Source organism: Niallia yueguangensis (assembly GCF_052663115.1).
Genome location: NZ_JBQTCX010000029.1, coordinates 18,592 through 41,344 on the forward strand (window position 1 = coordinate 18,592; position 22,753 = coordinate 41,344).

Genomic DNA, 22,753 nt, shown 5'->3' on the forward strand with positions numbered 1-22,753 from the left:
TATTGTATAAAATTAATGAAGCTGTTGAGAAATATGACTTAACGCATCCCCGGCTTCATTAATATGAATATCAACGGTTGCCAAGTCACCAATCGCACAAATTCCAACTAATTCTCCATTTTCGACCACAGGAATACGGCGGATTTGCTGGTCAGCCATCATACGGGCACATTCATGTGCATCTGTATCCGGCGAACAGGTAATAACATCCGAAGTCATACAATCATGACAATGAACGGTGCTGCAGTCTTTTCCATCAGCTACACATTTGATGACAATATCACGATCCGTGATCATTCCCACCACTTTTTTCCCTTCACAAACCGGTACGGAACCACAATTAATATCACGCATAATTTTTGCTGCAGCTGTCAGAGGCTCATGTGGTGTACATACTTTTACATCTTTTGTCATTACATCTTGTACTTTTGTCATTATCTTTTTTCCTCCCTTTAAAGATTGACAATTCGTTTGTCCACTTTATTCTTTCCATTCAGTATTAAAATATTACTTGCATAAATTTTAGGAAGGATTTACTTTTTTAATATTAAATGATCGATTTTACTACATGAAACCCCAACTTATTTGCTTCTGCTTTTTTGAATCCTTCATCTAAATGCATACAATAAACTTTATCTCTAAACTCTTGCGTCACTAATTCATTTAATTTTCTTAATGATAAATGGACGTTCCCCTTATAATCGGCTTTGCAAGTATCTTGATAAAAAAAGTCAAATTCACCATCATGAAGCCTATCTAAAATTTCTGGTGGGATGCTATTAGCATCTCCACTGTAATAAATGGTCTTATTCTCAAAATGAATAATATAGCCAAAACAACTTAATTCTTTTACATGTGTAACAGAAACAGCTTCATACTGTAAATGGAAATCATTACAGCGAATTCTTCCGTTCTTTTCAAATGGAATGAATGTATAAATGTTTTCTTCTACTCCCATTCCTTTTAATAGGTGTTGAATTTTTAATTTATTAGGAGCAAGCACCGTTACGCTTGGTTCTGCCAAATTCCCCATTACATAATATCCAAAGAATATCAAGTCGCCTAAAGAGCCAACGTGATCTGGATGAGTGTGTGTCAAAAGTATGTATACTTGCTCGACACCCTTTAACAAGCCGCTTCTCTGAAACCTTTCGAATGTACTACTGCCACAATCAATTAAAAATAAGCTATTCCCTTTTTTGATAAATGCTGCATTGTTTCCTAATTGCGTATTAAAAGCACTTCCACATCCAATAAAATGTAACAATTTCATTCCTCATTTCTAATTATAATGTATATTTAACGGTTAATTTTTCCTCCTATTTTTTCATTTTGATTTTTACAATTATTATACAGATTTTCTAAGCTACTTCAGAACACTATATTCTAAATAAATACATGACGTTATTCAGGCAAATGGAATAAGATGAAATGAAAACATTACACGTTAATTACTCAGATAACAACTGGAATGCACTGCTATTTTATTAATAATAGAAAAAATTAAGGGGGAAGATGCAATGGGAACCTCGAATAAGCAATCAATAAACGATGAAGAAATCAAGCACAGTGACCAAATTTTTCAAAAGGAAGGTTATACTTTTCCAGGAAAAACATACACAGAAGTTGTGCTTCAACCTTCCTATGACAACGCGAAACTCCATTTGCTTGATCCGATGATGGCCATTAATAAAGCGCAGCTCATTATGCTGCACGAGCGGCACTTGATTTCGTTTGAGGAAGGAAAACAGATTGCTGAGGCTCTTAGAAGCTTAGATTTACATTCTATTCGCACCTCTCATTATACTGCTGAAGTAGAGGATTTATTTTTTCAAATAGAAGGTGAGCTGCTGCAAAAAGCTGGAGATATTGCTGGAAATCTCCATATTGCCCGAAGCCGCAACGATATGTGCATCACGATGTTTCGCCTGACGCTGCGCCAAAAAATGCAGATTGCCATTTCTTCCATCTTATCTTTAAAAGAACTATTACTCCACTTTGCTCAAGAACACGCTGATACCCTTATGATTGGATATACGCACACACAGCAGGCACAGCCTACAACACTCGGCCATTATATTATGGCAGTTGTTGATAGCTTAAATCGGGATATCCAACGATTTATGCTAGCATATAAACATTGCAACCAAAGTCCAATGGGTGCAGCTGCTTTTACCACTTCTGGCTTCCCTATCAATCGGGAACGGATGATGGAATTACTTGGATTTGATGGATTAGTGGAAAATTCCTATGATGCGATTGCAGGAGCTGATTATATTGCGGAGGTTATGACTGCCACTCAAATTACGGCCATTACCCTCGGGCGTTTTGTTCAAGATCTGCTTGTTTGGAGCACACAAGAGTTCGGAGTATTAACGGTTGCCGATCCTTATGTGCAAATAAGCTCCATTATGCCGCAAAAACGCAATCCAGTGTCTTTCGAGCATATTCGATCACTATTATCGAGCTGTGTAGGCAATACAAAAACCGTACTTACCATGCTTCACAACACTCCTTTTGGCGACATTGTCGATACAGAAGATGATATGCAGCCATACGCTTGGAGAAGCTTGGAGCTATTGGACAAATTATGCCGGCTGATAGGCTGCGTAATCGGAACGGTGAAGGTGAATAAAGAAAATCTTCGTAAGCGGGCTGCCTTTAGTTTCGCTACTATTACTGAATTAGCGGATACTCTCGTAAGAACGGATAAACTTTCCTTCCGTAAAGCACACCATATTGCAAGTATCGTTGTGAAAAACGCAATAACTCAACATATCTCCCCATACCAAATCACTCTATCTCATGTCAATAAAGCTGCAGTAGAGGTTATTGGCAAACCGCTGTTACTGGATGAGGCAAAACTTCGGCAGTCACTTGATGCTGATTATTTTGTTCATGTTCGTTCGCTGCCAGGAGGCCCGAATCCAGATGAAGTGAAAAGAATGATTGCTAATCGGATGAGTCAGCACAGTAGACATCAGTCTTGGCTGGAAGATGCGAAAACAAAATCGGAAAAATCGCTTCAGCAGCTGGACTCTATACTGAAAGCATGGTGTGATCGTTAAGTTAATTTAGTCATTTATCTTTTAGTCTTTATATTTGTTCTAAATAATTGTAATAGTATCATTTATTCACCTAATTATTTTTAAATGAATGATACTTTTTTTACACCTTCCTAGTAAAAGATGTTACAATACTTATCGGTAGTGACAATACTATTTTTAAACTTAATGAATGTAGGTGTAAACAGTAATTATGTCTTGGGAGATTTTTAACATCATTGGAACGATTGCTTTTGCATTAAGTGGAGCAATTATTGCATCTGAAGAAGATTATGACTTAATCGGTTACTATGCTTTAGGCTTCATTACAGCCTTTGGAGGAGGAGCTTTACGCAATTTGCTTATTGGTGCTCCTGGAACAACCCTTTGGAGCCAAGGAAAGCTATTTTTCATTACTTTTTTTCTCATCACTTTAATATATGTTCTTCCTATTCATAAACTAACAAAGTGGAAACATTGGGAACTTTCATTTGGGTTATTAGATGCCATTGGATTAGCCGCTTTTGCGATTCAAGGTTCATTATTTGCAAAAGAGCTAAATCTTCCTTCAAGCGCTATCATTACATCCGCTTTATTAACTGGAGTAGGTGGAGGAATTATAAGAGATGCTTTATCCAAGAGGCAGCCTTTTGTTTTTAAATATGATTTATATGCATTTTGGACCATTTTAACCGGAATCATTATTAGCAATCAAATAGCTTCAACTAAATTAGAAATCTATATATTATTTCTTTTAATCGTTTCTTTAAGAATGCTGTCATTAATATATGGTTGGCACATCCCTAGACCCAAAAAAACAAATAATGAAACATTAAATACCAATAGTCGGACATAGATATCCGACTATTTTTTAGCAAGATAAACAAAAAGCCACCTAAAAAAATGCTCCTCTCATGATAAAATTCATTTTATCCATGAGAGGAGCATTTATCGAATAAATCAAAACTTTAAGGATTCCGTCAAAAATTTGACAATATAAACATTCGTCGATCTTATTCCCCTAAATCAACATTATGATACACTTGGCGAACGTCTTCTAAATCTTCTAATACATCAATCATTTTTTCAAACTGTGCTTGTGCATCTCCATCTAGTGTTACATCGTTTTGGGCAAGCATTGTCAACTCAGCAACTGTGAATTCTGTCACACCTGCACTTTTAAATGCTTCTTGTACGGCGTGGAACTGATCTGGCTCGGCATAGACAATTACTGCATCTTCTTCTTCAAGAATATCACGTACGTCTACATCCGCTTCCATTAATAGCTCTAACACTTCTTCTTCTGTTTTACCTTCTACACCGATTACAGCAGTAGCATCAAACATATAAGAAACGGATCCGCTCACACCCATATTTCCGCCATTTTTTCCGAAAGCTGCACGAACATCTGAAGCAGTTCGGTTTACGTTATTCGTTAATGCATCCACAATCACCATTGATCCACTTGGTCCAAATCCTTCATAACGAAGCTCATCGTATGTTTCTTCTGAACCGCCTTTTGCTTTTTCAATCGCACGATCAATAATTGCTTTTGGGACACTATATGTTTTAGCGCGCTCAAGAACTACTTTTAACGCTTGATTGGATTCTGGATCTGGTTCTCCTTGTTTCGCTGCCACATAAATTTCGCGGCCAAATTTTGCATAAATACGACTCGTATTCGCATCCTTTGACGCTTTTTTCTCTTTAATATTGTTCCATTTACGACCCATAATGAACACTCTCTTTCTGATTTTACAATTTCAATTATCTATTATAAATAACTATGTATGCTTTCTTCAATTATTTCAATAAAATGTTCACTAGATATACCCATTTTATCTATTGAAGAGATTTTTTTCACCAAATACTATTATACCTTAATTGCTCTATTTGTTAAGTGTTAAGGCTTTAAAAAAAATAGACTAGCTGCCAGTTCTGCTTTTATCTCCCCTGCATTTATGTCTTATATTTCCGCTTCATTTGGAAACAATATCCGTTAACCAATTCTGATATAGAATGGAAAATTCTTCTCTGTAAAACTTTTATCCCTCTTCTTGATTACGAACAAATGTTCTGATAAGATGAAAACAGATGTAAGGAGATGATGGTTATGATTCGAGACAGAGGATCAATAAAATGGACAGCAATGATGCTTCCAGAACATGTTCAAAGCATAAAGGAAGCTTTAAAAGAAGATAAAAAAATAACACAGCCTATTTTAGATGAAAGTCAAATTCAAGAAATGGAGCTCCTTATCCTAGAAGGCATGGAGTACAATTGGACCGTTCACTATGACATTTTTAAACATGGAGCAATAAAAAGAATAACTGGAAGAACTGTCTATATCGACCATATAAAACAGGAGCTTCGCATCCAAGATACAAACAATAACATTCACTATATTCCTTTTCGCACCTTAGTAAACATACAAAAAAATTAAAAGGAGACTACAGTGTTTGACTATAAACAATTTCCAAAACGATCTATTCTTTGCGTGGATATGAAAAGTTTTTACGCAAGCATTATCGCTGTCGATAAAGGATTAGATCCTCTCACTTGCCACCTTGTTGTCGTCGGCAACACCGACCGGCAAGGCAGTGTCGTTTTAGCAGCATCTCCTGCCATGAAAAAAGATTTTCATATTAAAACGGGATCTCGTTTATTTGAGATTCCTGATGACCCAAGAATTGAAGTGTGCAACCCGCGAATGGGATTATTTGTCCGTGTATCGACGGAAATTACGAAATTATTTTTTCGATATGCGCCACCATCTGCTGTCCATATCTATTCAGTCGATGAGAGTTTTCTCGATGTAGGTGGTTTGGAGAAAATTTTGGGAACACCGGAAGAAATCGCGAAGCAAATTCAAAACGATATTATGCTCGATTTCGGTCTTCCTTGTACCATTGGCATCGGTCCAAATATGTTGATGGCAAAGCTTTGCCTTGATTTAGCAGCAAAAAAGTCGCCTACTGGCATCAGTACTTGGACATATGAAGATATTCCAGAAAAACTTTGGCCGATTTCTCCTTTGCGCGAAATGTGGGGAATCGGCAGACGAGTGGAAAAAACATTAAATAGCATGGGGATTTTCTCCATTGGGCAGCTTGCCCGCTATGATTTAAAGCTGCTGGAAAATAAATTTGGCATTATGGGAAATCAGATCTATCACCATGCATGGGGAATTGATCTTTCAGAAATTGGCGCTCCGATTATGCAAGGACAAATCAGCTACGGAAAAAGCCAAATTCTCCTGCGCGATTATAAAGAAGAAAGAGAAATTAAATCCGTTATGTTAGAAATGTGTGAAGAAGTGGCAAAAAGAGCCCGGACGAAACATCATGCAGGCAGAACGATTAGCTTAGGCGTTTCTTACAGCAAACATGAATTTGGCGGCGGATTTCACCGTTCCAGAACGATTGAAACCCCAACAAATATTACAATGGATATCTATCGTGTTTGCCTAGAGTTATTTAAAGAAAACTATAATGGGCAAACCGTTAGACAACTATCCATTTCCATTACAAAATTAGAAAACGACTACGAAATGCAGCTTGATTTATTTGACACAAACGGCTGGAAAAAAAGAAAAATCGGTTATGTCGTAGACAGCATTCGCAATCGCTACGGCCCCGCTTCTCTATTGCGTGCTGTTTCCTATACACCTGGCGGCACGGCATTACAGCGAGCAACCTTATTGGGTGGGCATAAAAAATAAGCTGCAGCTAGATTCCGATCTAGCTGCAGCAAAAAATAAGTGCCAATTTATCTTTATATTAAAAAGCCTTCAATATCACAACACCAATAATGATAAGAGCTACAGAAACTAGCTTTCTCGTGCTTTTTGATTCTTTAAATATGTATATACCTAACAATGTAGTACTAGCAACTGTCAATCCTGCCCATATAGCAAAAACTACACCCATTTCAAAATATTTTGTCGTTAAAGAAACAAAATAAATACAAACAATCAATAGCAGGAATGCCCCTATTGTTGGAAGAAGGACTTTAAATCCTTTTGATAATTTTACACACATTTGACTTGAAACACCTAAAATCAAACTGATTGTTAAAAATACATAGCCCACTATTTAATGCCCCTTTCTTTAGAATTTTCTTTCAAGTTGAGCACAGCGGAACCAATAATAATAAAACAGGTTCCGTGTATTTTAGATAAGGAAATAGATTCACCAAAGAAAACAACACCAGTAATAACAACAAGTACCGTTGCGCCTCCAGCATATAAGGCGCTAGCTACTCCTGCTTCACCTCTAGCATTAAGCAGGATATAAGCAGTAAGAGAGGAACAGTAAAATATTATAGCTAAAACAGTTGGAACAAATTTCGTAAATCCATCCGTAATATTGAGAAAAAATACTGCGATAACTTCTAAAATAATTGCGAGAAATAATAATAGATAAAACACTACAGATCCCCTTTTATGTGAATTTTATACATAAACTTATCAATTTCAAATACGATTAAATATGACTTTTTAGAATCAGCTCTCATTTTTATTAACCTATAAGTAACCTTATATGACGGTCATTATTTTATCTTGACAATAATATCTTGTAAAATAATGATAAGTTATAGTAGATATCATTAATTGTGATACCTGTTTTATATAAACTAGTTTAGTTGATAAGGAGTAAAAGATAATCATGGATGTTGAAGATATACGAATTTTTATGGCTGTTGCAGAACATGGCAGTGTAAGTCTTGCTGCTAATAAATTAGGTTATGTCCAGCCGAATGTAACTGCACGTATCCGTTCTCTTGAAGGGAAAATTGGGAAGCCATTATTTCATCGCCATCGACGTGGAATGACATTAAATGTGGAAGGAAAGAAACTTTTAAAGTATGGGGAACAACTGATGAGGTTGATGAGTGAAATAAATAAAGCATTCCAGGATGAAGATGATCCTGTCGGGTCGCTACGCATTGGATTGGTCGAAACAGTAGCAGGGTTTCCTGATATTCTGTCTTTATATTATGGCAAATATAAAAAGGTGGATATAACACTTGTATCGGGAGTAAGTAGACAATTAATAGAAAAAGTTCTAACGTATCAATTAGATGGAGCGTTCGTAGCGAAGCCAGTCAATGAACCATTACTTGATCAAGTTCCTGCATTTGAGGAAGAGGTTGTACTTGTTTGTGGTACCAGTCGAGAAGAATCTAAAAATGTTCAATCTGGCAAAGAATTACTACACTTACCGTTTATTTTATTTAATAAAGGATGTCAATATAGAGAAAACTTACAACATTGGCTAAAAGAAGAACAGATGGCAACACCAAGAATAATGGAATTTGGTACACTTGAAACCATTATGGGTACGGTTATTGCTGGTCTTGGTATTACGGCTATGTCACGAACTTTGGTAGAGAAATTTGAAAAAGAGGGACTAGTTCGACTATTTCCACTCCCTGAACCTTATAAAAATATTGATATCGTTTATATCCGTCGATCGGATTCCTACCTTGGAGTAGCAGAACACAAGTTTATAAATACGATTGAGGAAGTAAGAAAAAGAAATCAAGCCATTTGATATTGACAGGATCAAAGATTTTTTTACTATCATAGTGAGCATAAAAAAAGAAAAGATTCTCAGCTAAATTCCGATTTAGCTGCTTCTTACAAATAAAGAAATGCAGGTGATACGATGTTTTTAAAAAGAATTAGTTTGATAAAAGAAAATATCCCTACATATGAACAATACTCTTTCTCCATCCCAACTATCAAAAATTTTCAATCAATAGATTTTAAAAGCAATGTTACTTTTTTTGTCGGAGAAAATGGCTCTGGAAAATCGACTCTTTTAGAAGCCATTGCCGATAAATGTGGCTTTCATACTGCTGGTGGCAGCAAGAATAATTATTATGATGTTCATTCCTCCCACTTTGATTTAGGGGAGTATATTCGTTTGTCTTGGATGCCGAAAGTTTCAAATGGATTTTTTCTGCGAGCAGAATCTTTTTATCATTTTGCTACACATCTTGATGAAGTAGCCCAAAATGGATTTCGGGATTATGGCGGCAAATCATTAAGCAATCCCATGGAGAATCGTTTTTATCCCTTTTTTTAAACCGTTTTAACGGTCAAGCAATCTATTTATTAGATGAGCCAGAAGCTGCACTCTCCGCTTTGATTTTTCTCTTCCATTCTAATCAAAACTATCTAAGTAGATAGATTTTTTAGAATGTCTCGCCTGAGTAATCATCTTATCCCCAAATCAAGACCGTATTGCAGCGTGAAGGTCTTGTTGGCAGAACAACATTTTTTCAGGGTGCAAATGAGCACTGTCTTGCTCTCGAATGGGAAAGCATGTCGTTATAAGTGTAGTCAGTACAAACGTGCCTTTGACACTCCTAACTAGCCTAAGCAAGGCAATGAATGGTTGTTTTCTAACCATAAAATCTTCTTTCCAAATTTCGCTTCTCCTTTATAGGTGAAGTTTTTTAGTTTGTGCTTATATGCAACAACATCCAATGAATAGCCAACCTTTTTACCGATGTTTACGGCGGAATTATTGTCTCTCAACAATTCGGTTCCACAACATGCACAAACAAAACTTCGGATATTTGGTTCCTTTTTCTCTAAATGCCCACAAACACAACATTCTTTTGTTGTATTATGTTCGTTAGCCATCAGGTAGTATTTTTCTAGTTTACTGGAGACCCATTCCAAAACCTTACGAAATTCTCCCATTTTTTCTTGATTCAGCATACTTCTTTTCATATGATTAAAAGGAGCTGTTCTGTTTGTTGGAGTATAGTCACCGATAATCAATATTTTCGATATAAGGTATGCACAATGGAGTATAATGCCGTCTTTATTTGTTCTCGACGTTTATGATAGGCAATGTTTAACGCATGATTTAATCGATTCCAACGAGGACTATGTACTGTGAAAGGATTACCATGTTTTGTTTTTCTTTTTCGATATCTCTTTTCACACGCATCTCGAAGTGATTTTAATTGATCAATGGTCTGATCCCAGTATTTCATCATCTTCAACTTTTGAAACTCAATGGAATTCCCTTCAAAGTCTACACCCACAAAGAAATTTTTATGATTCGGGTCGAGTGCTATCCATGTAACATTCTTCGGTATCACTACTGTTTCTTCCTTAAACTTAGGTTTTGGTGGTTTTTCTCTATTTTCTTTTTTAGCTAGGTTATATTCTTTGCGATAAACAGACATAACCTGTTTAAATTCCATTTCTTTTTTTGTGCATCGTTCTACAGTAAAAACAGCATAAAAATGGTTTCCTTGTTGTTTACATAGACTAAAAGTCTTCAGTATTTCATCTTCTCGTACTTCCATTTTTTCTTTCAGATTTCCTATGATAGACGGATTTCGTTTTCCTTTTTCTGTTTCCATACCAGGAATATTCCCTAAAGAAATGGAAATTTGTGTACCATTATTTTGGATTTTCCACCCTTTATTTGGTTCATCAAACACTAAACTAAACCATTTCTTTTTCCAACTTCTGAATTTTGGATATCGCGTATCTCCCTTAAAGAAACTTTGATACGCCTTTTTTAAACGTGTCGAAGGTTCTTTTAATACAGAGGAAAATACAGTGTTTAAAAAAGGGTACTTTTCTTTTAAAGACACACTGTAATCACGTAAATTTCGACCTTCTAATAGCTTTAGGGAGTTATTATTCTCTTTGTAATCCTTTTCACAAGCATCTAGCAGCTGATTGTACAACCAATTACAAATTTTACTTTGTCCATCCAGAATCAACTCTTCTTCTTTTGTGAAGATTACTTGAATCTTTTTATTGTAAATTAGACTCATTTTCTCACCTCCTTCTGTTCAATTATTTCATTCAATCACTTTCAGCAAGTGCTTCTTCCATTGCTTTTTTTTAACTTTTTTTGCTTATGACTCCTACTACCGTATAAACGGCTGCTGAAAACAGTAATAGTGGATAACATATCTTCAACCAGTTCTTGTTCATACGATTTATCTTCTGTATGATTAATCACTTCGATTTCCACTTCATGAAAATCACATATTTGTTCTATGATTTCATAACCAAATCGAATGGGTCTATCTTTATAATGAACCACTATTCTATCAACCTTATTACTTTGAATTAAAGCGATAAGTTCTTTTAAACCTTTTTTGTTATAATTCAACCCACTCCCTAAGTCATCAATGATTCGGAAAGTGTAACCTTTAGCGATACAAAAAGTGGAAACTGTTTCAATTTGTCTCTTTAAATCTTCTTTTTGATCAGAAGAAGAAACTCGACAGTAACCTATGGTTATTTTGCCTTCTTTGGGTTTAATTTTCTTTATTTTATTTAATTCTTCAATCGTGTATCTACGATGACCACCCGTTGTATTAATGGAGTTAAATTTCCCTTCTTTTTCCCATCTTCTCAAAGTTGATATAAAGACACCTAACATTTCTGATGCTTTATTAATGCTATACAAAAAAAACCTCCTCATATGGTTTATATTACCATATAAGGAGGTTTTCAAATAGATATGGAGGCATTTAAGTAGATTTAATTAAACTGTTTTTCTACCCCGCAAAGGCAGTTAGTTTTTTTGCGGCTCTTACATCAATTAAGTGAATCCGGTGAATGCCAATTTATTATTGCCACCCATTCTCCTATTCTATTAGGCTACCCAAATGCAACAATTTTTAGCTTTGACAATGGAAGAATAGAAGAAATGGAGTATGAAGAAACCGATCATTATCAAATTACGAAATACTTTTTGCATAATCGAGAGAAAATGCTGAAAGAGCTATTAGAAGAATAATAGAGATAAAAAGCACATCCTAAAAAAAGGATATTTCCATTCATGAAAATATCCTTTTTTTACAGGTAAAGCCTCTCTTATCCTTCAGAAAGCATTACGCGATAATGCCGCATCGATTTAGGAATCCCTTTCATCTTTAATATCCCGCTGTATACAAGATCACGAATGCGGTATTCTATAAAAGAATCACTCATATATTCCTCCAATTGATCGATCGTTTCCCCAATAATGGCAGAGACTCTAATAAACTCTTTATTTTCTTGCTTTTCATGTAATGTTTTAATTACTTTTAGAATAATAGAATCAAAATACTGCTCAGAAACACTGCCAATTTTGTTCTCTTGCCAAATGCGCAGTACTTCCTTTGACTTTGCCAACGTCATCCATTCTTCGATATAATTGATTTTTTCCTCGTTGGAAAGTGGAGTTCTTCCTTTCTTTTGCTTATACTCAAAAAGAATCTTTAATTCCTTATCGTCAAACATAGAGATATGAGTATGTTTAATGTCATTGTGTTCATTAATATGGATAAGAAAAATATCGTTTGTTTTATCTGCTAAAAGATAAAGAAAAAAACGGAGTGCGGTTTGTTCTTCATTGTTATTGCCACACCAAATATAAATAGGAGCATGTTTTGAGATTTCTGCTATTTCGACAAGTGTATTTGTAAAGCGAATCTCCTGGTCAAATTCACTTATTTCCATATTAATGTGATCGAACAGCCATTCAAACCGTTCTGCTTGTCCACTTTCTGTATGTAAATTTCTGATTGGACCTACAGCCAGATACTCTGATAAACCAATCACCTTATTAGGAGAATCGAGGGCAGCACGTAAAGACCCAGCTGTCGACTCAGAAGCAACAAGGTGGACAGGGGCATGGAAATCTTCCTTTATGCTTGTGGAGGATATTTTTTTATGATGGCTAATTTGCCGGTTCACCTCTTTTGTCATAAAAGCAATCCCTTCCTCACTCATAAAATAGCCAGCGCCAGTAACTGGGGTTGCTTCTATATGATCAAATGACTCAAACTCCTCTCCATCCTTCAGTTCGTAAACTTTACAATCTCCCGCTTCTCTTAACTGAGATGGTCTTATGTATTTTTCTACTTTTATGTCAAATACAAACACAACTGGGTCGCCCAAAAAATAAATGTATGGATAGATACATCTTGTTTCCATTTCTATTACCCTCCTTTTCAATAAATTTTACCATATATTTCTTCTATATCTTCGGTTTTAAAAGTTGTTGGTCATTATATTGTGTGGAAAATTGGATGCGTAAAATTTTCGGGAGGGCTCTTATGTTTTAAACAGCCTAATTTATTTCATCAATACTTACTGATTAAGGAACAATAGCATGTTTTCATGCGGAAAACTCTTCTCTATATCAGTAAAAACTTCAGATAACACGATCTCCATATTAGTAGTTAAGTGAGTCAACGCTTTTTGCACTTGACCCTTTTCAAACTGCTCTATCGGTTCAGGCAACTCGTCCTCATCTAAAATAAAGACCTGACCATTTGGCAAAACGAGCACATCTATCATTAAATCTTCAAAACAGACGATAGCATCCGTCCTATACGTATTTTTCACTATATTAAAATAGCAGCCTAAATAATTCCCTTCACTATCTCTCCACAAATATACATTATAAGGCCGATCTTTCCAGTAAAAAGCAGTTGTATAACTGCCTTCAGAAATAGTCAGGTGCTTTCCTTCCACTGTTGTCATTGTAAAAGAATCAGTGATTTTATGAAAAAGCACGATATACGGTTCTGCTTGCAGCAATAAACAACTATGTTCGACTACTTTATTGTCATAACGGACTTTTTTTTCGATTACTTTTTTATATGTTTGAAAAGTCATGTTAATTATTTATTCCTTTCTCCACTATCATTGATACTTACATTATTTAACTATACAAGGCTGATCACTTATTTTCTATATAATAGAAAATAAACCCCACTAATTAAAGTGAGGTTTTACTACTAAACTAGATTATTTACTTAGCAAGCTCCAAAAATCCTTTTCCAAATACATCGCGGACATCATGAATAGCAATAAATGCTTCTTCGTCTACTTCTTTGACAATTTTCTTTAAAGTAACCATTTCTTGTTTGCTGATGACAATATAAAGAATTTCTTTCGCATCTTTTGAATAGAAGCCTCTTCCGTACATAACCGTTACGCCTCGATCCATTATGTCATTTACTTTTTCTGCGATTTCGCTTTGTTTACTTGAAATAATCGTGACAGCCTTCTTCGGATTCAGTCCTTCAATAATAAACTCCATTACTTTCGTTGCGATATACAACATCACAATCGTAATCATCAATTTTTCCGGTCCTATAATAAAATAAGAAGAAAAAGCAACAATTAAATCAAAAAACAATAAAGAAAAGCTGACATTCCAGTCGAGATATTTATTTGTAATTTTTGCTAAAATCGTTGTTCCGGCCGTTGTTCCGCCCACTTTTAAAATCATACCGATGCCAATTCCTGCCAGCACACCGCCGAATATAGCATTAATGACCATCTCATTTGATTCAATACGCCAGTTTTCCGTTACATGTAAAAATAATGAATTAAAAATAACAGCAATTATCGTATAAATACATGTCTGTTTATCTAAAAATTTATATCCTATTACAAGTAAAAAACCATTGAGAATAAAACTAACAATTCCTGGCCCCCATTGAAATAAGTAAAACAAAATAATTGTAATCCCGGTGACGCCGCCTTCTCCAAATTTATTTGGAATAACAAATAAATTAACTGCTAAAGCAAATAAAAAGGATCCCAGCAAAATAAACACGATATCTTTTACTTTTTTGTACATTTCTTTCTTCATATTTTTCACCATTTATCCTATTCTTCTATAATAATTGACTGCATTTACAGTCTGTCTTAACGATTTATATCACGTTTATCCATTGTTTGTAAATATCTTTTTGTAAGAAAAGCGGAAGCGTCTTGAACAGCTCTGAAGAAAAATGTTCTCATGACTCAAAAAAGTGTTTTTTACTTTTAGAGGCATGAGGTTATTTTCCACAAGAGCTAGGCGCTGCAGCTAGACCGTTATCTATCTTAAGAAATAAATTAATTATTTATTTTAACAATATAACAGAAGAAATAAATATTTCCATGGACAAAAAAGAAAGGATAACTAGTTCATCTTGAACTAATTATCCTTTCATTATGACTAAAAACGATCATTCTTAAACTTTTCTACATTACTCCTCTTATCCCTCTGTTACAAGCAGCTTTGCTCTTGTTTGTTTGGCTGCTTCTACCATTACTTTTAATGCTTCAACTGTTTCATATTCTCCGCGTGTTTTTAATCCGCAGTCTGGATTGATCCAAAACAATTTCGAATCAAGCACCTTTAACGCGCGATCGATGTTTCTTGTGATTTCTTCTAATGTTGGAATACGCGGGCTGTGGATATCATAAACCCCTAGGCCGATCCCTTTTTTATATTCATTTACTTCAAACGCTTCAATCAACTCTCCATGGCTTCTTGATGTTTCGATGGAAATGACATCTACGTCTAAAGCATCAATGCTGTTAATAATATTTTTAAAATCTGAATAGCACATATGTGTATGAATTTGTGTTTCATTTTTTACGCACGATACAGACAATTTAAATGCATATACTGCACCATTTAAATAGCCCTCTTTTTTGCTTTCCTTTAATGGAAGCCCTTCGCGGATAGCTGGCTCATCGACTTGAATCATGCGAATGCCGCTTTGTTCCAACGCTTTCACTTCTTTGCGGAGCGCAAGTGCAATTTGATTTACTACTTGTTGTCTGGAAATGTCATTTCGTACGAAAGACCAGTTTAAGATTGTAATTGGACCTGTCAGCATTCCTTTTACTGGCTTCTTTGTTAAGGATTGTGCGTATACTGTTTCTTTCACTGTCATTGGCTCAATGAATGCAACATCTCCAAAAATCACAGGCGGTTTTACACATCGTGAACCATAAGACTGCACCCATCCGAATTTTGTAAACTGGAAGCCAGCTAATTTTTCACCGAAATATTCAACCATGTCTGTTCGTTCAAATTCACCATGCACTAATACGTCTATTTCTAATTTTTCTTGAATGTCAATCCATCTTTTTGTTTCTTCTTCAATAAATTTTCCATATTCTTCGTTGGAAAGTTCTCCTTTGCGCCATTTTAAACGATTCTTTCTAACTTCTGCAGTTTGCGGGAAACTTCCAATTGTTGTTGTTGGCAAAATGGGCAAGTTAAATACTTTCTCTTGAAGAGCTAAACGTTCTTCAAATCCAGCATATCTTTCGGAAGCGTAAGAAGAAATATTTTGAATCGCTTCTTGTACTTCTGCATTATTACGGTGAGAAGATGCTGCCAATGCAGCAATTGCTTTTTCACTGTTGTCCACTTCATTTTGAATCGCAGCTTTCCCTTCCTGTAAGCCTTTCGCAAGAATCGCTACTTCTGCTAATTTTTCATCCGCAAAAGAAATTGCCTCTTTTAATACTGGCTCTAATTCTTGTTCATTCTTAGCAGTAACTGGTACATGTAAAAGACTACAAGATGGCTGTACAACAACACGATCTTTTCCTACTATGTGTCCAATTTCTTCTAAAAGAGAAGAGATTTTTCCAAGAGAAGCTTTCCAAATATTTCTTCCATCTACAACCCCAGCAAATAAAACTTTATCTTCCGGAAAGCCCTTTTCTTTTAATGCTGCAAGATTTTGTCCTTCATCATGTACAAAATCAAGTCCAATTGCCTGAACAGGTAGTGAAACGACTTCTTCATATTGCTCGATTGCTTCAAAATACGTTTGCAAAATAAATTTTAGTTTTGGCGCAGCTGTTGTTAATGCTGTATAAACTGGCTTAAATAATGCCAACTCTTCTTTTGTTATGGATGTAGATAAAATCGGCTCATCAATTTGCAGCCACTCTACTCCTTCTTCTTGAAGCTGCTTTGCAACTTCTTCATATAAAGGCACAAATTGATTTACGATAGCTGCAAAATCCTCTTGTTTATATCCTTTTGATAGTTTTATAAAAGTGATTGGACCTAAAATAACTGGTTTACCGTTAATACTAAGCTTTTCTTTTGCCTCTTTATAAAAGCTTAAAGGACGGTTTTCTACAAGTACTGGCTGCGCATCATTCAATTCCGGAACAATGTAATGGTAGTTTGTATTAAACCATTTTGTCATTTCAGATGCTACAGCATTTTTCGCTCCACGGGCAATTTCAAAATATGTCTCAAGAGATACTTTGCCGCCATTGTATTCAAAACGCTTAGGCACAAGCCCAAACATTGCTGCTGTATCTAATACATGATCATATAAAGAAAAATCGCCAACTGGAATTAAATCAATTCCATGTTCTTTCTGTTTTTTCAAATGGCTTAAACGAAGCTCTTCAATTGCTTCTAAAAATTCCGCTTTTTCTATCTTGCCAGCCCAAAACTGTTCTAAAGCTTTTTTCCATTCTCTGTTTTCGCCGATTCTTGGGTATCCTAAATTAGAATTTTTTACATTGCTCATTTCTATTCTCCACTCCTAGTTCGTTGTTTTTTTACGCTCTTTTCGTATAAATTGTTGTTATTTACCCCGCAGCCTGAATACACTTCGCTTTCCGCGGACGAGTGCCGAGCCGCATCAATGCTATGCTCCTGTGGGGTCTCGTCTTTCTCGCTTTTCTAAGCAGGAGTCTACGTGTATTCAGGCTGCTCAGTGCTTCAGTCGTGTTTATTATTTTATTTAAAAACAACAAACTTTTGAAAAGAGCTTTTTTTTAAAATAAAAAATCTCCCTTTTCTTATTGGAAAAGAGAGATTAAAAGGCATTACAAATAATGTTGAGATGAATCGATTTTCTCAACAATGCATTCTAGTCACCCCTCTCTATATCCACGTAGAGTACAAGCGTACACAATAGGCAGGTCTCCTGACTTAGGATCAATGCTCCTTATCCCTTCCCATTTCAAAAAAGAAACAGTGGTAGTTGATAAGTTGCTCCCCATCACAGTGGCGGGACCGTGCCGGAATTTAACCGGTCTTCCCTTTTAAGCTGTATAAATAACTAACCTTACACAGCACCTAATATGTTGTTATGTATTCAATTTTCAAAAGAAAAATACAAATGATATTTTCCTTAAGACAACAAGCCTCTCTAACTTTTTAGAGAGGCTTGTTGTCTTAAGGATCCCTCTCTTATCTATCAAAGCGATGATAACTTTGCTGGAATTAGCACCTTTTCTTTTTGTTAGAATGGTTGCTGAGGCTTCAAAGGGCCAGTCCCTCCACCTCTCATCATAAGAGTTTTTATTTGCATTTTTTAATGTAATTGGATGGTAACACATGTAATAATCTTCTGTCAAAAAGAATTTTCAAATTTTTTTTTTTGTAATTAGAAAAAAACAGATACACAAGTTTTATTTTTATATTATTTCAATATATTAAATTTCATAAGGACAAATTCCAGCACTACTCCCATTTACATATAATGGATTGTTAAAAAAAGGAGCTGATAGTATGTACTACCCTTATTACGACAACAACCAACGAAAAACAAATGAATTGGCTTTAAATATTGCAAAAGCAATAGATGGTGAATACTCTGCAATTGCTTGTTATAAAGAGATAGAAAATTTAGCAAAAAACAAGACCGATAAAAAAATAATTCATGAAATTAGAAACGATGAAAAAAAGCATTTTCAAACTTTTTCCCAACTTTATACACAACTAACTGGACAGCAGCACACGCCTAAAATCACAGAACCATGTCCAAAAATGTATAAGGAAGCGCTTGATTTTGCTTTTCATGATGAACAAGAAGCAGTCGATTTTTATTTGGATATTGCCTATCAATCAAATAATCCATTAATCAAAGAAGCATTTACAAGGGCGGCGATGGATGAACAAAATCATGCTGTTTGGTTTTTATATTTATTGAGATAAATGATAGTATTCTTATCCGCTTTTAATTGAACTGTGCTCTATATTTTTTTCAAAAACTAATTGTTTTCCCTTCTCTCCAGTATACGTTCTCCCGGTGTCGACATAGTTCATCCTTTCATATAAACGAATGGCCTTCTCATTTTTATGATTAACCGATAATACAATCGTATCAATGTCTGGAAAGTTCTCTTTTACAAAGGAAATTAACTCGTTCATTATCTTTTTTGACAACCCGTTTCCTCGATAATTTGCATCAATGGAAAAAGTGCGGAAAAGGATTGCATGATCATAAACTCCGAATATGGACTGATGCTGCAGCTTTTCTAAAACGAAAAAACCAATCACTTGCTCCTGACAATTAACGACAACAGGATAAATGTCCTTATTTTCTTCGAGTGCATCAATCACCTGTATCGGCGAGCTCGAAAACTGTGTTTCCCCAAAGCAATACTGTTCCATTTTTTTACGATGGGATTCGTTGTAAATAAACATAGAAATATTTGACGATTCTTTTAGCATCGTTAAAACACTCCCCTCTAAATAGCGGTTTATCCTTAACGTACCATATAATGCTTTATATTTCCCGTTATTTACATACAATTTTTTAGGAGTACTTCAAATTTTATGAAACTTTTTGCTATAAACCCACGTATATATACTAACCGGATAAATTATATTAGAATATAATATAATCAAAATAAAAATGATTCGACATTAAAATAAGGAAAGAAGTGGATAGCGATGGAATTAGCTGCTAGATTACTCGTTTTTGCAGGTGAAATCATTTCAGCATTTAGTGTAGCAGCATATCATTATTTTCTAGAAGAGCTAAAAAAATAAAAAGTGTTCCTTCTTCACCGCATAATTATTGTTATAATAAAAAGCAAAAATAAATGAGGTGTACTAGTAATGGCAAACAATCAAACAACAGAACAAGCATCTGATTTTCCAGAAAAATTAGCAAAGCCAGCAAAACGAGCACTGTTTGGTGCAGGTTATGTGCAGTTAAGTCAACTCACAAAAATTACAGAAAAAGAACTATTAGCGCTTCATGGGATGGGACCAAAGGCTTTGGAACAACTAAAACAAGCACTTAAAGAGAAAGGTTTGTTTTTTTTTGATGAATAGATAGCTAAACGACCTATCTATTCATCAAAAAAATGTAAAATAGTGTATAATACATATTAAGAATGAAAAAACACAATTCGGTTGGTAGTCCGGATGCATCTATCATTTAGATGTCAGTAACCTTCCCCTCCTCGGGATGTCCATCATTCTATTTTTTATTGAGGAGGGACTCTATATGAAACTAACCATTTATCATGATGGGCAATTTTATATCGGGTTAATTGAAACCGTATCTGCTAATAAATTGAAAGCCTATCGCTACGTTTTTGGTAAAGAACCAAAAGATCAAGAAGTTTTAGATTTTGTACAGAAAGACTTGCTGTCATTTATCGCTGTGCATAGCCAAAAAGGTATAACGGTGAAAAAAGAAGCACAAAAGAAAATCAATCCGAAAAAACTGCAGCGAAAAGTGTCAAAGGAAATAAAACAAAAAACTATTTCCTCACAAGCTCAAGAAGCTATCAAAGCCGAATATGAAGAACGAAAAAAAGAAAAAGTAATAAAAAGTAAACAACAAAAAGAAGAACAACAGCAGTACAAACGAGCGATAAAAATTCAAAAAGCAAAAAATAGGCATAAAGGCAGATGAGGGAAAATTCATTTCGCTGGCAACTAAGTTGTCAGTTTTTTTATTCCAACGCTAAACATTTGACAAAAAAAGTTATTTATGCTATAATTTACAATTGTGATTTTTAACTATATAATAGGGTTCTCATGGCCATGAGAACCCTATTTTTGCGTTTAATAAGGAGGAAGCTCATTTGAAAACAGGTCAATCCAGTATTACTTCCTTAGTTTCTGCTTTTAGCAGAGCTTATCATAGTGAGTTTGATCGTCCCCTAATATTTGATGATTATATAGCTAAAGATTTAATTTCTCAGCAAGAAAAAAATATGATAAAAGAAAATATGGTCCAAGGAATACAGTTTTTTAACAAAGATATTGCAGCTAAATTAGACAATAATGCAGATAAATTATTAAAATGGATTACACAAATCCAGCTATCGCCAACCCCTTTGGCACGTGCTGCTTATTGTGAAAAAGTATTGTTACATGAAATGATGTTAGGTACACAGCAATATGTTATTTTAGGAGCAGGTTTAGATACTTTTTGTTTTCGCAACCCGCACGTAAAAAACAAACTGGAAATTTTCGAGCTAGATCATCCGTCTACACAGGAAAATAAAAAGAAGCGCTTAAAAGATGCCAAACTGGAAACTCCGGATCATCTACATTTTGTGTCGATGGATTTTACTGAAAAATTTTCGTATCAGCAGCTTAAACATGCTGGTTTTGATGGTACGAAAAAAACTTTTTTTAGCCTATTAGGTGTTTCCTATTATTTATCAAAAGAGCAACTATCTCTTTTGTTAGAACAAATATTTGCACATATCCCATCTGGAAGCTCAATTGTGTTTGATTATGGGGATGAACATCTTTTTACAGAAAAAGGGTTATCTAACCGAGTCGAAAACATGGTGAAAATGGCTTTGGCTGGCGGTGAACCAATGAAATCTTGTTTTTCTTATTGTGAAATGGAAAAGATGCTTGAAAAAGTGGGTTTGCTGATCTTTAAGCACTTAACACCATATGATATCGAAGAGAATTACTTTAAAAATCGCAAAGACTATTTAAAAGCGTTTGAAACAATCCATTATATACATGCTGTAAAAAAATAAAAATTATGATCAGACCGCTCTATTCCTTGTCATTTTAAGGTATAAAGCGGTCTTTTTTCCATGAATTCAATTTTTTTATTTAACACGAATTTTTTGGTTTACATAAATCAAGTCGATATTTTGAATATCTGGATTTAGCTTTTTAATGGCTGCAATCGTGGTTTTATAGTCATTTGCAATGGACGTTACTGTTTCCCCTTTTTTTACAATATGGTAACGTGCCGTTTCAGGTGACGTTTTTTTATTTTCTGAAGGATTAATCCAGCTGCCTGGAACCCCTTTCTTCTGCGTCACATTGATCATTCCTTGAGATTCGTTGAAAATATAATAATCTCCAATTGGCACAGTCCCTTTTTTATTTTGTTTTGCTTTCGCATCTGCTGCATTCATATATGCGTTCACTGTCGTTACAATATGATAGCTGTTTGTTTTCACTATATTGCTTTTTACTCCTTCCTTTACAGCTGCCACCGCTTTGGCAGTTTCCCAATGCCCAGGACTTTTTTTAATATCGTTCCGATCGATTGTCACACCATTCACTTCTACATCATTTTCATATTGGTGCATATGAATAAAATCAGCAACTTGTCCGCGGGACCATGCATAAGTTTGCCAGTAGTAGTCAGCAACATCTTTTACTGCATGCATGACAGTATAAGAACCATAAATCCCCAACTTATAATCTTTTAATGTCTTTTTTACCCCACTGAAATACTGGAGAACATCTTTAAGGTGGGCGGAATCTGCCTCAAAGTCGACAGCAAAATAGATTGCGGTCCCTTTAGGCTGTTCAACAGCATATGCATATTCCATTGCCTCTTTTGCATCCGCAACTCCCTGCTCATAGGTAAAATACGCTCCATAATTTGCACTTTTTTGAAAAATGCTGATAAGATAAAGACCTGCTACTTGAATGACCTCCGCTTCTTTTTTATCAAATGACTTCCAGCTGTTGCCAAGATAACGGGCTGCATAATCAAAACCTGCATTCTTTAAACTCCTTGCCGTTACTTCTGTTAATTTCGTTGAACAATCAAATCCCTTTTCCATTTAATACACACTCCTAATAAACTATTTATTATTTATATAGAAAAAGAACACCCACTGAGGCAGCTACTCTTACATTATTTATAAAAACTAATTCAAAAAATATCCT

At 35.0% G+C, this 22,753-nt stretch carries 23 protein-coding genes, 2 pseudogenes and 2 riboswitches; of the genes and pseudogenes, 11 read left to right on the forward strand and 14 right to left on the reverse strand.

Translation table 11 applies throughout. The features are described 5' to 3' along the window. Window positions 1–12: 12 nt before the first annotated feature. Together ACTYA4_RS19820 and ACTYA4_RS19825 are read right to left on the reverse strand one after the other, a co-directional pair. A complete protein-coding gene (locus ACTYA4_RS19820; protein ID WP_443481570.1) occupies window positions 13–435 on the reverse strand; it encodes a CBS domain-containing protein in 423 nt (140 codons plus the stop codon). Between the two features lie 112 nt (window positions 436–547). Further along, window positions 548–1,267 carry an MBL fold metallo-hydrolase gene (locus tag ACTYA4_RS19825; protein ID WP_443481569.1) on the reverse strand — a complete coding sequence of 240 codons (720 nt, stop codon included), beginning with the start codon at window positions 1,265–1,267 and terminating at the stop codon, window positions 548–550. 292 nt (window positions 1,268–1,559) lie between these two features. On the opposite strand from ACTYA4_RS19825, the gene argH reads away from it, so the two are divergent. Both argH and ACTYA4_RS19835 read left to right on the forward strand, forming a co-directional pair. Continuing rightward, window positions 1,560–3,068, forward strand: coding sequence for an argininosuccinate lyase (gene argH, locus ACTYA4_RS19830; protein ID WP_445505849.1), 1,509 nt, complete (start codon window positions 1,560–1,562; stop codon window positions 3,066–3,068). A gap of 190 nt (window positions 3,069–3,258) precedes the next feature. After that, complete coding sequence (locus tag ACTYA4_RS19835) at window positions 3,259–3,900, forward strand: trimeric intracellular cation channel family protein (protein WP_443481567.1); 642 nt, start codon at window positions 3,259–3,261, stop codon at window positions 3,898–3,900. 157 nt (window positions 3,901–4,057) lie between these two features. Here ACTYA4_RS19835 and ACTYA4_RS19840 read toward each other — a convergent pair whose 3' ends face one another. Next, entirely contained in the window at window positions 4,058–4,777 is a 720-nt protein-coding gene (locus ACTYA4_RS19840) for a YebC/PmpR family DNA-binding transcriptional regulator (RefSeq protein ID WP_443481566.1), read from the reverse strand. 380 nt (window positions 4,778–5,157) lie between these two features. On the opposite strand from ACTYA4_RS19840, the gene ACTYA4_RS19845 reads away from it, so the two are divergent. Both ACTYA4_RS19845 and ACTYA4_RS19850 read left to right on the forward strand, forming a co-directional pair. Beyond that, complete coding sequence (locus ACTYA4_RS19845; RefSeq protein ID WP_443481565.1) at window positions 5,158–5,487, forward strand: YolD-like family protein; 330 nt, start codon at window positions 5,158–5,160, stop codon at window positions 5,485–5,487. Between the two features lie 12 nt (window positions 5,488–5,499). Continuing rightward, complete coding sequence (locus ACTYA4_RS19850) at window positions 5,500–6,765, forward strand: Y-family DNA polymerase (protein WP_443481564.1); 1,266 nt, start codon at window positions 5,500–5,502, stop codon at window positions 6,763–6,765. Window positions 6,766–6,823: 58 nt separating this feature from the next. Here ACTYA4_RS19850 and ACTYA4_RS19855 read toward each other — a convergent pair whose 3' ends face one another. After that, complete coding sequence (locus ACTYA4_RS19855) at window positions 6,824–7,135, reverse strand: DMT family transporter (protein WP_443481563.1); 312 nt, start codon at window positions 7,133–7,135, stop codon at window positions 6,824–6,826. Next, window positions 7,135–7,473: a DMT family transporter gene (locus ACTYA4_RS19860; RefSeq protein WP_443481562.1), complete on the reverse strand. Its 339-nt coding sequence runs from the start codon at window positions 7,471–7,473 to the stop codon at window positions 7,135–7,137. Before ACTYA4_RS19860 ends, ACTYA4_RS19855 begins: the two co-directional genes overlap by 1 nt. 238 nt (window positions 7,474–7,711) lie before the next feature. Between ACTYA4_RS19860 and ACTYA4_RS19865 the strand changes: the two genes are divergently transcribed. Together ACTYA4_RS19865 and ACTYA4_RS19870 are read left to right on the forward strand one after the other, a co-directional pair. Continuing rightward, window positions 7,712–8,599: a LysR family transcriptional regulator gene (locus tag ACTYA4_RS19865; RefSeq protein WP_443481561.1), complete on the forward strand. Its 888-nt coding sequence runs from the start codon at window positions 7,712–7,714 to the stop codon at window positions 8,597–8,599. A 114-nt stretch (window positions 8,600–8,713) separates the two neighbouring features. Continuing rightward, a pseudogene (locus ACTYA4_RS19870) lies at window positions 8,714–9,192 on the forward strand (AAA family ATPase); the annotation flags it as partial. Between the two features lie 231 nt (window positions 9,193–9,423). On the opposite strand, the gene ACTYA4_RS19875 reads toward ACTYA4_RS19870, so the two are convergent. The 3 genes from ACTYA4_RS19875 to ACTYA4_RS19885 are packed head-to-tail and all read right to left on the reverse strand — an operon-like array spanning window position 9,424 to window position 11,500. Continuing rightward, window positions 9,424–9,777, reverse strand: coding sequence for a zinc ribbon domain-containing protein (locus ACTYA4_RS19875; protein ID WP_443481560.1), 354 nt, complete (start codon window positions 9,775–9,777; stop codon window positions 9,424–9,426). Window positions 9,778–9,836: 59 nt separating this feature from the next. Next, entirely contained in the window at window positions 9,837–10,856 is a 1,020-nt protein-coding gene (locus ACTYA4_RS19880; protein WP_443481559.1) for a hypothetical protein, read from the reverse strand. Window positions 10,857–10,897: 41 nt separating this feature from the next. Beyond that, entirely contained in the window at window positions 10,898–11,500 is a 603-nt protein-coding gene (locus tag ACTYA4_RS19885) for an IS607 family transposase (protein ID WP_443481558.1), read from the reverse strand. A 93-nt stretch (window positions 11,501–11,593) separates the two neighbouring features. Here ACTYA4_RS19885 and ACTYA4_RS19890 point away from each other — a divergent pair. After that, a pseudogene (locus tag ACTYA4_RS19890) lies at window positions 11,594–11,833 on the forward strand (AAA family ATPase); the annotation flags it as partial. A 77-nt stretch (window positions 11,834–11,910) separates the two neighbouring features. On the opposite strand, the gene ACTYA4_RS19895 reads toward ACTYA4_RS19890, so the two are convergent. From ACTYA4_RS19895 to metE, 4 genes are all read right to left on the reverse strand, one after another. Further along, complete coding sequence (locus ACTYA4_RS19895; RefSeq protein ID WP_445505848.1) at window positions 11,911–13,014, reverse strand: DUF1835 domain-containing protein; 1,104 nt, start codon at window positions 13,012–13,014, stop codon at window positions 11,911–11,913. A gap of 156 nt (window positions 13,015–13,170) precedes the next feature. Continuing rightward, entirely contained in the window at window positions 13,171–13,701 is a 531-nt protein-coding gene (locus tag ACTYA4_RS19900; RefSeq protein ID WP_443481555.1) for a DUF402 domain-containing protein, read from the reverse strand. A gap of 136 nt (window positions 13,702–13,837) precedes the next feature. Beyond that, window positions 13,838–14,674 (reverse strand): YitT family protein, encoded by an 837-nt coding sequence (locus ACTYA4_RS19905; protein WP_443481717.1) that lies wholly within the window; start codon window positions 14,672–14,674, stop codon window positions 13,838–13,840. Between the two features lie 403 nt (window positions 14,675–15,077). Then, the gene (gene metE, locus ACTYA4_RS19910) at window positions 15,078–17,375 is read right to left on the reverse strand and encodes a 5-methyltetrahydropteroyltriglutamate--homocysteine S-methyltransferase (protein ID WP_443481554.1); all 2,298 of its coding nucleotides are present in this window, start codon (window positions 17,373–17,375) and stop codon (window positions 15,078–15,080) included. Between the two features lie 375 nt (window positions 17,376–17,750). Further along, a riboswitch (cobalamin riboswitch) is annotated at window positions 17,751–17,948 on the reverse strand. Window positions 17,949–18,040: 92 nt separating this feature from the next. Then, window positions 18,041–18,151: riboswitch (SAM riboswitch) on the reverse strand. 213 nt (window positions 18,152–18,364) lie between these two features. On the opposite strand from metE, the gene ACTYA4_RS19915 reads away from it, so the two are divergent. After that, window positions 18,365–18,790 carry a ferritin family protein gene (locus ACTYA4_RS19915; protein WP_443481553.1) on the forward strand — a complete coding sequence of 142 codons (426 nt, stop codon included), beginning with the start codon at window positions 18,365–18,367 and terminating at the stop codon, window positions 18,788–18,790. Window positions 18,791–18,802: 12 nt separating this feature from the next. Here the strand turns inward: ACTYA4_RS19915 and ACTYA4_RS19920 are convergent, their stop codons facing one another. Further along, window positions 18,803–19,309: a GNAT family N-acetyltransferase gene (locus ACTYA4_RS19920; protein WP_443481552.1), complete on the reverse strand. Its 507-nt coding sequence runs from the start codon at window positions 19,307–19,309 to the stop codon at window positions 18,803–18,805. Between the two features lie 390 nt (window positions 19,310–19,699). On the opposite strand from ACTYA4_RS19920, the gene ACTYA4_RS19925 reads away from it, so the two are divergent. The 3 genes from ACTYA4_RS19925 to ACTYA4_RS19935 all read left to right on the forward strand — a co-directional run bounded on the left by ACTYA4_RS19925 (window position 19,700) and on the right by ACTYA4_RS19935 (window position 21,597). Next, on the forward strand, window positions 19,700–19,918 hold the full coding sequence (locus tag ACTYA4_RS19925; RefSeq protein WP_443481551.1) for a helix-hairpin-helix domain-containing protein: 219 nt from the start codon (window positions 19,700–19,702) through the stop codon (window positions 19,916–19,918). A gap of 175 nt (window positions 19,919–20,093) precedes the next feature. Beyond that, window positions 20,094–20,507 carry a YjdF family protein gene (locus ACTYA4_RS19930; RefSeq protein WP_443481550.1) on the forward strand — a complete coding sequence of 138 codons (414 nt, stop codon included), beginning with the start codon at window positions 20,094–20,096 and terminating at the stop codon, window positions 20,505–20,507. A 172-nt stretch (window positions 20,508–20,679) separates the two neighbouring features. Beyond that, window positions 20,680–21,597: a class I SAM-dependent methyltransferase gene (locus ACTYA4_RS19935; protein ID WP_443481549.1), complete on the forward strand. Its 918-nt coding sequence runs from the start codon at window positions 20,680–20,682 to the stop codon at window positions 21,595–21,597. A gap of 75 nt (window positions 21,598–21,672) precedes the next feature. Here the strand turns inward: ACTYA4_RS19935 and ACTYA4_RS19940 are convergent, their stop codons facing one another. After that, the gene (locus ACTYA4_RS19940; protein WP_443481548.1) at window positions 21,673–22,647 is read right to left on the reverse strand and encodes a glycoside hydrolase domain-containing protein; all 975 of its coding nucleotides are present in this window, start codon (window positions 22,645–22,647) and stop codon (window positions 21,673–21,675) included. Between the last annotated feature and the right edge of the window lie 106 nt (window positions 22,648–22,753).